The organism is Amycolatopsis sp. NPDC114505 (assembly GCF_055633615.1).
Genome location: NZ_JBVKDV010000002.1, coordinates 1020407 through 1032058, shown reverse-complemented (window position 1 = coordinate 1032058; position 11652 = coordinate 1020407). Strand labels below are relative to the sequence as shown.

Genomic DNA, 11652 nt, shown 5'->3' with positions numbered 1-11652 from the left:
CGCGTTGACCAGGCCGGCGAGAACACCTGACGGCCAAGGCAACAGACGAGCATGAGCGCACTGATGACGGGGATGAATTCCGCGGTCATCCCGGCTTGGAGAAGAACCCGTAGACCGAAAAAACTACTGCAACGACTACCCCGAGCCATCCGACATCCGAAACCCCGACGCAGTAGCAAATTATTCCCAACATAAACGCCACGTGTTGAGGGCGGCATGCCTGCGTAAGGTACGCATGCCTGTTGATCGAAAAGACTCTGAACGACACTTGTATCGAATAGATCGAAGACTTTGTCGTTGAAACTTGATCTTTCATTTCTTGGGAAACCAATGGAACGAGCGCCAAGGTCAGTATGCCGAAGATGATCGACACCCCCAACAACCACACGGTCAACGATTGCATCACCGCGTATCGAAAGATCACATTCTTCGACGCAACCCATCCGATTGCCGCAACTGTTGCGACCAGAAGATAGTTACTCCACCTTTCAAAGGCTTCAAGAGCAGCGATCTTGGGGTCATCACTGGCGGACTCTTCACCTTCGTCGTGGTTCACGGAACCTCCCAGCGCAGGAACTCCCAGTCTCCTCGTACTGGACGCGCTGGGTCCACAGTCTGTTACTTCACGTCGCTGCCGTCGATGGCAGCGACGCTTGCCTGACGTCCGCTGATGCCGATGAGCGGATGTTCGGCGCCGCTGTCGGCCGGTTGCGTAATGGCCGCACGGTGGCAGCTTTCATGTCGCCCCCCGGATGTTCAAGCGGATAGACCTGGTTGTCGGGTGGATGGGCTGCTGCTCACCCAGAAGCGAGCTGTACGTCACCTTGAAGTCGGGCTATGGGCAAAGTGCTCTCGACACGAGCCTCGATCAGCTACGCTGACCCGCGTGGGGTGACCGACCTGCGACCACCAGTGATGATCGCAGTTACCGCCCCCGGAGAGTGCATGTCGGGAACGTGGGGAGGCGACACCGACGTGGTGTTTTACGCAGACGTGATGCGGCAACAGGCCGCAGAACTGGACGAGGAACTCGACCGGGTCCAGTTCACCGGCCAATCGCGCGACGGCGTGGTGACCGCGGCCGTGAGCGGCCACGGACGGCTCATGGACCTGAAGATCAGCGCGGCAGCGATGCGCGGCGCCCATCCGCACACCATCGGACCCGACGTGGTCGAGGCCGTGGCGGCCGCCCGCCGGCAAGCCAGCACCCTGGCCACCGCGAAGATCCGCGCGGTCCTGGACAAAGACCAGGTATGGCAGCCCGCCCCAGTCCCACCACCCGACGGCGTCGGCAGCGACCGCAGGACCGGCGCCACCCACGACCAACGCACGCAACCAGACCCACTCCCGCCGAGCCCCCCGGCGCGCGCACGTCCCCAAAGCGAGAAACCAGAAGAAGAGAACTTCGAGAACCTCGACTTTCTGAGCGACGACCGCGGCGAGGACGAGGAACGGGGACGCTGGTGAACTACCAGGACGAGCTGTACAACCTGGCGCGGGAAATCGACGCCGCTGTGGCCACCGTGACGCAAACCGCTCGCGGTGCCGAACACGCGCCGCTGGAGTGGCAGCTGCCGGGCGAACTGGGCACGGTGACCGTGTCCGGGGCCGGCGAACTAACCGCGGTAACCCTCGACGTCGCCGAGATGCACCAATACTCCGCCGACGCGCTGTCCCGCACCCTACTGCAAGGCATCCGCGACGCCGAACAACGAGCCGATCAGCGCCGGGGCGACACCGTCGCCACGGTGGTCGCTGAAACGGGGCTGGCATGACCTTCGACCCCAACGACATCACCGGCCACGGCTACCGCGTCTACCCCGAGTCCCTGCGCAAAGCCGCCGACGACGTCACCACCGCCGCCGAGCTCGTCGTCACGTTCGCGCAGCAGGACCTGGCCGGAACGCTGCTCGGCGAGTTCGATCTGGGACTGCCCGGGACGCTGACGACGATCATGCCCAGGAGAAACGGCGCGGGAACCGTCGAGCAGTACAACCGGGCCATCGAGACCATCCGCGGGATCTCGAGCAAGAACGCCGAGACACTGCACCAGCTGGCCCACGCTCTGCAGACCGCTGCCTCTTACTACGAACAGCAGGACGCCGCCGAGTACGAACGGCTCAAGAAGCTCGAAGGAGGCCTCCCATGAGCGCCTTTCCCCCGTCATGGTCGGCCGCCCCTCCGTCACCGGTCACACCGCCGCAGGCTGAGATGCCGTACCCCACCGACGCCGACGCAAAGATCCGCTACTGGGCCGACTTCATCGGTGCACACGGCATCATCACCTTGCTGGACAAGCTTCGTGTCTTCATCGCCGGCGACATCGGCAAGGTCCTCCACCTCGCCGACACGTTCGCCAGCGAGACGGCCCTGACCAAAGCGGCTGAACAGCTCAACGCCGCCCAGCTGACCCTCGCGAAGGCTTGGCACGGCGACGCCGCCGACCAGTTCAACGCCTACGCCGGCAAGGCCGTGACTGCCCTGGGCCAGAACCAGAGCTCCATGATCAGCCTGACCAGCACCATGTCCTCGATCGCCGAGACGATCATCGACACCTACAAGAACCTGCTCATGACCATCGGCAAATGCGCGATCAACCTCGCCCAGCTCGGTGGGAAGATCGGCATCGCCGTCGCGGAATCCGCTGCTCTGCCACCGCTGGCCATCATCGGTTTCAAGGACGTCGCCGACGCGATCAACTCGGCGTTCGCGACATTCTGGAACGACTGCCTGACCTTGCTCGGCGGGCTGATGACCAACATCGGCAAGCTGGTCGGCAACCGCATCCAGCTGACCACGATCGAAGCCACCTTCACCAGACTGCCCGACGTCGGGGACAGCAACGAGGTGATCGACGACCCGGGTCGCTGGCGGGTCAAGCCGGGAGCTACCCACACATGATCGATCGCCGAACTCTCTGCGTTGCCGTCGCCGCCCTGGGACTAGGGCTGGTTGCCGGCTGCTCGCCCGGTCGGCCGCCGGCTCCGGCAGAGCCGTCAGTGTCAGTCCCGCCGATCCCCGGGATCGGGATGAGCGGGGCCGGGCGGTTCCGCGCCGATCCGTGCGCCGCAGTCACCGTCGAGCAGCTCACCGCTATCGGCTTCGCCGGCGGTGAACGCAGCCGAGACGGAAACCGATGCGTCACGACGTTCGGTACCGTCGCCAATGTCAGCACCTCGAACCGAGGCGACACCCTGCGCATCCTGTTTCAGGAGCATGCCTTGGGCCACGACACCGGCAACCACTGGGAGCCGATCACTGTCGAGACCATCTATCCCGCGGTCATCGTCGCCATCGAGGAGAACGTCCCCAGCAAGCAGGCCGACGGCCCGCTCGGGTGCACTCTCGCACTCGCCGCTGACGACACCACACTTGTCTACATCAACGCCGCCACCGCTGACGAGTCCGAAGCCGGCCCTTGGCAGCACGACCCTTGTGGCGCCGCGAAAAAGATCGCCGCCCTCACCGTCAACAACCTGACCGCGTAAGCGCGCCGCACCTTCACTTGCCTGTTCCTCGGCTCGACCAAACGGGATTCTCCAAGCTCCGACCGCCTTCCATCCAGCCAGGCAGGCTGGAGACGGCCGTTCAGGGAGACCAGCGCCATCGGTCCAGGTCGGGCCAGAGGGCAGGCAGGGTAGCGGCAAGCCGGCCACCGAAGGCAACCGTTCCCTCGTGAGAGGCATAGGCGATCCACGTGAGCGTGTCGTCGCTCCACACGCCTTCAGCACCGGTGTATCGAGGCGCGACCAGGTCCACGTCGATGAGGTATTCCTCGCCGTATTCGCGCAACTCGGTCACGCGACCCCCGCCTGCCGCCCGCAGCGCAGTGCGCACGTGCGCGACGGCCTCCGGCAGTTCCCACATGACCGCCTCGACCAAAATCAGCACCTCCGACGGGGTCTCGGCAGCGATCATCGGATGCCACGCCCGGTCGACCAGCCCCCAGCGCCGCTGCAATTGCCGCAGCCGGGCGACCGATTCAGCCGACGTGAGCACACGCCGATACGGCAATGGCTGTACCGGCAGATCACCGCGGCCGACCCACTCCCCCACAGCCAACGAGAACAGCCGGCGCTCCTCAGCTGTCACCGCCGCGGCCACCTCGTTGTGCTCCGGCTCGGTGAACGGGGACTGGGCAGTGGCTGCCGCCTCGGCAAGCTGGGCCAGCAGGCTGGACGGCTCAGGAAGCCGATCCGGATCGAGCCGCTCGACTTGCGCCAGCATCGCCTCGACCACGTTGTAGCGCGGGAAAATCCGATAGGCCTCGGGCCGGTAGCCGAACCCGGCGCGTCCCTGGTCAGGGAGCGCGGCGTACTGCTCGACCAGCTCGTCGTAGCGATCCATCAGGTACCGACGAGCCGCCACGTGCAGCGTCACTGAGTCCACAACCGCAGACTTCCACATGCCCAGCCGCCGATCGACCGCGGTGCCGCGACGTCCGCACATGCCGAGGTGAGTGAGTCCCGGTGCCGGGGCACCGGGACTCACTCTGGTGTCAGCGATCCATCAGAGCGAAGACGCCCCAACCGAGGTACTCACGCTGGTATCGGGCGTGGCGTGCCGGAGCGGTGGTGAGCTCCGCGCGCATCTCGCCGGCCAGCTCGTCGTCGGGATGTGCGTCCAGCCAGCGGCGGGTGTTGAGCCACTGAGCCGCGACGTAGCGGTCCCAGCTGTCCTGGTCGGCCAGGACCATCTCCACGACGTCACACCCCAGCTCTCCGAACTGTTCCAGCAGTTCCGGCAGCGCGCGGAAGTCGTCTTCACTCGTGGCGTGGCAGCCTTCGACGGTCGCCTGGTCCAGGGGTTCCCTGCGCCAGTACGGTTCGCCGATCAGCATCACGCCGCCCGGGCGCACGCTGCGCCGGAGCAGGTCCACGGTGCCGGCGACGCCACCACCGATCCAGGACGCGCCGACACACGACCCGATGTCGACCGGGTCGTCGGCGACGTGGTTCGACGCGTCACCGTGGGTGAAAGCGACCTGCTCGGCGACCTCGAGCTCGATCGCCCGTGCCCGGGCCGAGGCCAGGAACACGGTGCTGATGTCGACGCCGGTTCCGGTGATGCGGTGATCGCGGGCCCAGGTGCACAGCAGCTCGCCCGAGCCACAGGCCAGGTCGAGCATCCGAGTGCCCGGCGCCGGATTCAGCGCCTCGCCCAGGACAGCCAGTTTCTCGCTGGTGAGCGGGTTGTGGATGCGGTGGCTGCTTTCGCGGATGGTGAAGCTACGGGGTAGATCCACTTCGGGGATTCCTCACGTCCAAGGGGTAGTTCACAGTGCTCAGCGCTGAGTCGGCCGTCGACGGCCGGGCCACCCGGACATTCATGCAATGCACCTCTTAGGACGGAAGGCAAAACGGTTCGACGGAAGGCTAAGGGGGTCGCACGTGCCGGTCCACCGGTTATTGCTTCGACCCGGGCCCGGAGTCCGATGCCACGGGCCCCTGACGCAGGGCCGCGGCCATCCATTCCTGGACCGCCGCCGTCTTGTCCGGGTCCGGCGTCGGCGTGCCGTTGATCGTCGCCACCAGCGTGCTGTACCTGACCATCAGGGTCATCCCGGTCAGCCTGGCCCGCGTCTCCGCCGACCGGGTCCGGTCGAAGCCGGCCATGCTGCGGCGGGCCTTGCCGACGTCGTGGACGCCGGTCATCGCGGCGACGAAACCGGCCGAGTCGGCCGCCATCCGCTCGGCGATGTCCCGGGCCTGCGGGGAGTCCGCCGGTATGCCCGCCTGGTGCGCCGCCTGCGCCTCCACGTAGAGAACCCGCTGCCGCTCGGCGTGGGCCAGCATCTCCGGTGTGGCTATCAGCTTGCCCTTCTCGGTGGCGAAAGTGCGGTGGAGGAAGGTCCGCAGGGCCGTGCGGAACTCGTCATCCTGCACGATCTCGGCGAGTTCGATCCAGGCCTCGAGCTGCTCGGTGGACGGCTCTTCCGGCAGGTGCGGCCGCCGGCTGCGCAGCCGTTCCACGTAGCCGGGATGGACGTCGAGACCGTCGGTCACGTAGTCCCAGAACCGGCTGATGAGCCGGTCACGGTCGTCGTCGGACATCGACACGAGCTTGTGCATCAAGCTCACCTGCTCCGCCGTGGTGTGCTGCCGCACGATGGTCCGCAGCACCGCGCGGCGCGCGTGGAACTGCCGCAGCTGGTCCTCGACCAGCCGCAGGTGCCGGACGGCCAGCTCCCGCAGGGTGTTTTCCGCGGCGAGCACCCGGCGGACGTCGTCCAGGCCGGCGCCGAGGTCGCGCAGGGTGCGCACGAGTTCGAGCCGGGCGATGGCGTGCACGTCGTACTGCCGGAAGCCGCCCTCGGTGAGGCTGGTGGGCATGACGACGCCCTCGTCGGCGTAGAACCTGATCGCGCTCACGCTCAAACCGGTGCGACGGGCGACATCCCCGATGGGGTAGAGCTCGTTCATACCCACCACTATGAGATCTCGAGCGGCTTGAGAGTCAAGGCCGGCGAGGCGCCGGGTCAGTCGGCTTCCGCATCATCCCCGGGAAGCAGGTCGAGGAGCCGCTGCCGTTCCGGCTCGGGGATGCGTTCCGTGACGGCCTTGCGGACCGCGTCCGGCGCGACGGCGGCGAGGTCGCGCAGCAGCCGGGGCCGCATCGAGGCGGGTTGCTGCGTGGCGAGGAAGGCGAGATGGCCCGCCCAGCCCGGATTGGCGTGGATCAGCGCGCGTGCGTTGGCCCAGAGCCACTTCGGATCGTGCTTGAGCAACCTGCCCGCAGTGCTGCGCGGGCCGACACCCGACAGCGCCAGCTCCTGGGACAGGGCCAGCGCCGGCCGGTCGGTGGCCCGGCCGGTATCCAGGAGACGGGTGTGCAGTACGAGCACCGCGTCGTCAAGCAGCGACACGGACGGCGTGCTCGGGTGGGGGGTCTCCGCGAGCCAGTCCCGGCGCGAGGTCACCATGGCGGCGACGCGTTCCGCGCCGGGAGCCTTCCGCTCGGTGGTGAAGAACTCGAGAGCGCCCACGACCAGGCGTGGATCGTTGGAGTACAACAGATCGGCGATCGCCGCGCTCACTTTCGCCTGTTCGCGGGGAAGCAGGTGGAACAGCCGGACCAGCCACGCCTGGCGGAGGTCGACGCCAGGCGGGTGGAACGGCTCCTCCAGCACGGCGGCCGCGGCGACCGCGACCCAGTCGGCGCCGGCGTCCAGAGTCACGCCGTCGAGCACCGCCGGCAGCTTCAGGGTCGGGTGACCGTCGCAGTACCAGCGGAGTTTCTCCGGGTACAGGTCCTCCGATTCGCCGCCGACCCAGTAGGTCCAGGTCTCCAGGTGCTCCTGGCAGGCGCACCAGTAGCGGCGCACCGTGCCGCCCGGCTGCCCTTCCGACCGCACGGCCTCCCCGCAGTCCGGGCAGCGCAGGTTGTTGCAGCCGACCGCGACGGCCCAGCCGACCTCGAAGGCTTCGGTCGGCAGCCAGTTGTCCGCTCCGACCAGCTGCGGGTGGGGGCGGCACCGTCTCGTCACGTGGCGCTGTCCTTCCCCGGCGCGGCCTTTTCGTCGGGGAACTTGCCGTTGCCGTAGCCGCGCAAAGTCGGTTGGTCGAGCGGCTTGATGTGCCGGTACATCTTCCGGCTCTTTTCGTACGTGGGACCGAACGGCTCCGCGGCTGCCAGTATCTCGACCAGTGAGTGGTGCCGGTAGCCGAGCAGGAAGCCGATGCAGGCCAGCCTAGCGTCGTCCCGGTCGGCCCGGAACGCCACCGCCACGTTCATCATCGCGTTGGTGGTTCCGGACGGGCCCGCGGCGACCGGGATGCCGAGCGCCCGCATCTGCCGCGCCCACTCCTGTGCCCTTCTGCCCAGCTCGCTGTCCGTGAACTTGTCGCCCTTCCTGATCCGCCAATCCTTGGATCCGGCCTCCCACTTCAGTTTGTGCAGGGCCTGGTCCCAATTCTTCTGGACCGTCCGCTGCTGCGCCACCTCGCGTGGGGTCATCGGCAGGCCGAGTTCGTCGGCTCGCAGGCCGACCTTCCTGCTCACGCTCGCGCCCCGTTTGGTTCGCGCCTCTGCCTGGAACTCGACGTCCGATCCTTCCGGCACGGGGGCCATGGCGCCCCGGACGTTGCGCCCTCCGGAGTTCTGCACAGCTTCCGCCAGGGTCTCCAGCCGGTCCAGGTCCAGGTCCACCGCGGTGATCCATCCCGCCACAGCGTCCTCGAACCGCCTCGGATCGAGGAGATCGGCACCCAGCACGTTGCTGTAGAAGCTGATGAGGTGGGTGAATCGCTCGGACAGCGCGCCCTCGTCGAAGACCGCCATGACCGGCTTCATCAGCATCACCTGCTTCGCTGCCTCGTCCGCCTCCGTCTCCACGGCGTTGAGGTCGACCACCGAGCCGGCCCGGGTTGCCAGTTCGACGTTCGTGGCCGCGATCTTCTTGATCAGCTCGTGCAGCTTCGTGTTCGCACGGTCCCAGCTGCCCGCGGCCTTGATGAGGTACTGCTTCGCCTTCGCGGCCATGCCGGCCAGCGCGGCGTTCGCTGCCGGATGCCCGGCCGCCCCCGAGCCCAGCGCCTCCTCGAACTTCTTCGCGTCCGCCTTGAAGTTCGGGTTCTCGCCACCTTCGGTCTCCTTCGAGGTCGGCCCGGTCAGTTCCGGGTTGATCAGGCCGTAGACCGCCCACCGGCCGGTCTTCTGTTCCACCGGCCGCAGCACGGACAGGCCGTAGCGGACGCGGATCGCGGTCAGCACGGGCTCGATCAGGCGGCGCCCGATCGAGCGCCCGCTCAGCCGGTTGACCGCGCGAACCCCGGCCGCGACCGCGGCGCGCAACCGCTTGCGCTGTCCGTCCGGCGTGTTGTCCCGGCGGCTCACCCGGTCCTTGGGCCGGCGCGGCTTGCCCGGCTTCTTGTGACGCTTCTTCTTGGGCTTCAGCTTGGCCCAGAGTTTCTTGACCAGGCCGACCATCTTCTTGATGACCCAGTCGATGGCCCGGTTGACCGGCCGCGCGATCTTCTGGAAGACCCCCTTGACCTTCCCGGCGATCCCGCCGATGCCCAGCAACGCCGCCAGAGCCCCGATCAACACCGGAATCGCGCGGGCCAAGGCACGTTCCACCAGAGCAGGCACACCACCCGTACCACCCCGGGCAATAGCCAAGATCGCGTCCAGGACCGCGTTGACGAACTCGATGATCTGACGAGCGTTGGTCACGATGAAACGGACGATGTCGATGATCATCTTGCACGCGCGGATGAACGCCGACGCCGGGTTGAACAGCGAGACGATCCACGTGATGCCCGCGATGATGATCGTCGGCAGCAGGAACGAGACCAGGTTGCCGATCAGGTCCTTCTTCAGGTCGCCGACGCGGGTCTTCAGGTCGTCCCACATGCCCGCCACGCCGCGGCTCTTGACCTGAGACACCAGCGGCACCGCGGTTTCCGCCGCCACCAGGGCCTGGTTGGGGACCTTGCGGGCCAGGCGCGCGCGGATGTTCGCCCACGACAGGCCCAGGATCATGGCGATCAGGCTCAGGATGCCGAGGATGTCGAACGTCTTGGGCAGCTGCAGACCGATCGCCCCGCCGGTGCCCAGTAGCCACGCCAGCACGCCGCCCTCCAGGTGGCGGCCCGCGTTCTTCATGAACAGCTTCAACCCGCCGCCGACGCCGGTGACGAGGTTGCCCAGGAAGCCGATCGGGTCCTTCAGGATGGCGCCGATGGCCGACACCGCCTTCAGGAGCAGGCCCATCAGCATGCGGCCCAGGTCGATGATGGCCTTGATGGCGCCGCCGATCGCCTCGGCCGCCTTGGCCACCAGGCCCTTGTTCTTCTCCTTCTCCGCGGCTATTTCGTCGTCCACCGACTTGACCGCGTCGGTGTACTTGGTGGCCAGCGTGTCGACCAGCTCGGTGCCCTTGTCGTTGACCGTGTCCTTCAGCTCGTCGAACTTGCCTTCGAAGTCCGTCGCCGCCTCGCGGCCGATCGCCTTCAGGTCGGCCGGGAGCTTGTCGACCGCCGCCTGCAGTTCCTTGCGGCCCGTGGCGATGCGGTCCTTGGCGCGCTTGAGCTCGGCCTCGACCGTGCCGGCGATCTCGGTGATGATCAGGTCCATCGCCGCCAGGTAGTTGTCCCTCGCGCGTTCGTAGATGCGGTTGGCTTCCTCCGGGAGGCCCGCGAACAGGTCCTTGGTCCACCTCGCCCAGCCGAACGCGCCGCCGTAGCGCTCGTCCTTGTACCGCTCCATTCCCTCTTCGTGTTCGCGCGTGAAGCGGTCCCGTGCTCGCTTCTCCTTCGTCGTGAACTGGTCGTCGACCTTCTCGTCCAGGTCGGTCAGGATCTTCTCGACGTCGCCCTTGGTCTGGTCGAAGACCTTCTGCAGGAGGTCGGTGACCTCTTTGCGTTTGTCCTCGTCGGTCTTCTTCGCGCCCTTCTTGCCGGTGCCCACCCGCTGGCCGGTGGCGACGCGGGTCGCGTGGATGCCCGCCATCCCGGCGGAACCCTTTGCGGCAGCGGTGTTCTTGACCTGCTTGAGCTCGCCGGCCTCGTCGGTGCGCAGTTTCTTCGGGGCGGCCTCCGAGTGGTCTTCCAGGGTCTTCTTCTCTTTGACCGCCTTGTCGAACTGGGGTTCGCGGGAGTTCTCGAACGACAGCTGCCGGTCGGTGACCTGGGCGTCGGCCATCTGCCGGTCGACCTGGTCCGGACCGGCCGACATGTCCGTCGCCGACGGCGGCAGCTGGTCCGGGGCCGCCTGGGCCGGGTTCGGGGTGCCCGGCTTGCCCGGCACCTTGTCCGCGGCCAGGGGCACGACCCGCTTGGCGTCCGGTGCCGGTTCCGGCGGTGCCGCGGTCGTTTCGGCGATCTCCTGCGCCGAGGCGTCCTTGCCTTCGCCGACCTTGCCCTGGACCTCGGTCTTGACCTCTTCGGCCTTGCCGGACTCGCCGAACTTGTCCGCCTCGTCCAGGTTCTTCGGGGCCTTGTCGGCTATCGCCTTCTTGACCGCCTTGATGAACTCCTGCTTGTCGAACTCCTTCGGCTGGGCGGCGTCCATGTCCTCGGCGTGCGCTGCCTTGCCGCGGGCCTCCTGGTCGTCCGCCGGGGCTTCCGCGGCTTCCTGAGCCGATCCCGCTTCCGCGGCCGCCGGCGGATGGCTGGCGCCGACGGCCTTCTTCTTGGTGCTGACGTCCTTCTTCAGCGCCTGGAACTTCGGGTCGGCGCCGGGTGAGCGTGGGCCGGTGCCCTTCTCCTTCGCCGCGTCCTTCTCCGGGCGTTCCTCGGGCGTCGTTTCCTTCGCCGGATCCTTCTTCTCCGGGACGGACGCCGGTGCCGCTTCGGTCTTCCGGACGGCCGGCTTGGCGGGCGGAGGCTTCTTCGGCGCGGGTGCGGGCTTGGCCGGTGCCAGGGGGACGGGTACGGCGGCCTGGTTCGCGACGGCCTGGTTGCCCACCAGGTTCTGGCCGGCCAGCATCATCTGCCCGGTCCACGTGGCCGGCTGGGGCTCGGCGCCCCTCGGCAGACCGCCCATCGCCGAGGTCACGGCCGCATTGCCCAGCTGCGCGCGGGCGCGGACCACGTCCGCCGGGCCGGGGTCCGTCGCGCCGCGGGTTTCCGGGCGGCGGTGCCGGACCGATGGCGACACGGCCGGGGCGGGCGGTCGGCCGCGGGCCATCAGGGGTGGCGGCATCCGGCG

The 11652-nt window shown here is 67.7% G+C and carries 11 protein-coding genes; 5 read left to right on the top strand and 6 right to left on the bottom strand.

The annotated features are described in order from the left end of the window. Positions 1–85: 85 nt before the first annotated feature. On the bottom strand, positions 86–556 hold the full coding sequence (locus ACZ7OU_RS22905) for a hypothetical protein (protein ID WP_470256592.1): 471 nt from the start codon (positions 554–556) through the stop codon (positions 86–88). Positions 557–837: 281 nt separating this feature from the next. Here ACZ7OU_RS22905 and ACZ7OU_RS22900 point away from each other — a divergent pair, with 281 nt between their 5' ends. From ACZ7OU_RS22900 to ACZ7OU_RS22880, 5 genes are read left to right on the top strand one after another with little or no spacing between them, the layout of a single operon-like run. Further along, positions 838–1467, top strand: a complete 630-nt coding sequence (locus ACZ7OU_RS22900) for a YbaB/EbfC family nucleoid-associated protein (RefSeq protein ID WP_470256591.1) — start codon at positions 838–840, stop codon at positions 1465–1467. Then, positions 1464–1775 carry a hypothetical protein gene (locus ACZ7OU_RS22895; RefSeq protein WP_470238074.1) on the top strand — a complete coding sequence of 104 codons (312 nt, stop codon included), beginning with the start codon at positions 1464–1466 and terminating at the stop codon, positions 1773–1775. Before ACZ7OU_RS22900 ends, ACZ7OU_RS22895 begins: the two co-directional genes overlap by 4 nt. Beyond that, positions 1772–2149, top strand: a complete 378-nt coding sequence (locus ACZ7OU_RS22890) for a hypothetical protein (protein WP_470256590.1) — start codon at positions 1772–1774, stop codon at positions 2147–2149. Before ACZ7OU_RS22895 ends, ACZ7OU_RS22890 begins: the two co-directional genes overlap by 4 nt. Then, on the top strand, positions 2146–2901 hold the full coding sequence (locus ACZ7OU_RS22885; RefSeq protein ID WP_470256589.1) for a WXG100 family type VII secretion target: 756 nt from the start codon (positions 2146–2148) through the stop codon (positions 2899–2901). Before ACZ7OU_RS22890 ends, ACZ7OU_RS22885 begins: the two co-directional genes overlap by 4 nt. Continuing rightward, the gene (locus ACZ7OU_RS22880; RefSeq protein ID WP_470256588.1) at positions 2898–3488 is read left to right on the top strand and encodes a DUF3558 family protein; all 591 of its coding nucleotides are present in this window, start codon (positions 2898–2900) and stop codon (positions 3486–3488) included. The genes ACZ7OU_RS22885 and ACZ7OU_RS22880 overlap by 4 nt, the downstream gene beginning before the upstream one ends. A 100-nt stretch (positions 3489–3588) precedes the next feature. On the opposite strand, the gene ACZ7OU_RS22875 is transcribed toward ACZ7OU_RS22880, so the two are convergent. From ACZ7OU_RS22875 to ACZ7OU_RS22855, 5 genes are all read right to left on the bottom strand, one after another. Then, the gene (locus tag ACZ7OU_RS22875) at positions 3589–4380 is read right to left on the bottom strand and encodes a hypothetical protein (protein ID WP_470256587.1); all 792 of its coding nucleotides are present in this window, start codon (positions 4378–4380) and stop codon (positions 3589–3591) included. 118 nt (positions 4381–4498) lie between these two features. Beyond that, on the bottom strand, positions 4499–5245 hold the full coding sequence (locus ACZ7OU_RS22870; RefSeq protein WP_470256586.1) for an SAM-dependent methyltransferase: 747 nt from the start codon (positions 5243–5245) through the stop codon (positions 4499–4501). Positions 5246–5405: 160 nt separating this feature from the next. Further along, entirely contained in the window at positions 5406–6422 is a 1017-nt protein-coding gene (locus ACZ7OU_RS22865; RefSeq protein WP_470256585.1) for a helix-turn-helix domain-containing protein, read from the bottom strand. Between the two features lie 56 nt (positions 6423–6478). Next, entirely contained in the window at positions 6479–7486 is a 1008-nt protein-coding gene (locus tag ACZ7OU_RS22860) for a hypothetical protein (protein ID WP_470256584.1), read from the bottom strand. Then, positions 7483–11646 (bottom strand): phage tail protein, encoded by a 4164-nt coding sequence (locus ACZ7OU_RS22855; protein WP_470256583.1) that lies wholly within the window; start codon positions 11644–11646, stop codon positions 7483–7485. Before ACZ7OU_RS22855 ends, ACZ7OU_RS22860 begins: the two co-directional genes overlap by 4 nt. Between the last annotated feature and the right edge of the window lie 6 nt (positions 11647–11652).

Bases quoted from the DNA above. Each gene is read 5' to 3' on its own strand.
- ACZ7OU_RS22885 (WP_470256589.1), top strand. From the start codon at position 2,146: ATGAGCGCCTTTCCCCCGTCATGGTCGGCCGCCCCTCCGTCACCGGTC.
- ACZ7OU_RS22890 (WP_470256590.1), top strand. From the start codon at position 1,772: ATGACCTTCGACCCCAACGACATCACCGGCCACGGCTACCGCGTCTAC.
- ACZ7OU_RS22900 (WP_470256591.1), top strand. From the start codon at position 838: ATGGGCAAAGTGCTCTCGACACGAGCCTCGATCAGCTACGCTGACCCG.
- ACZ7OU_RS22865 (WP_470256585.1), bottom strand. From the start codon at position 6,422: ATGAACGAGCTCTACCCCATCGGGGATGTCGCCCGTCGCACCGGTTTG.
- ACZ7OU_RS22880 (WP_470256588.1), top strand. From the start codon at position 2,898: ATGATCGATCGCCGAACTCTCTGCGTTGCCGTCGCCGCCCTGGGACTA.
- ACZ7OU_RS22855 (WP_470256583.1), bottom strand. From the start codon at position 11,646: ATGCCGCCACCCCTGATGGCCCGCGGCCGACCGCCCGCCCCGGCCGTG.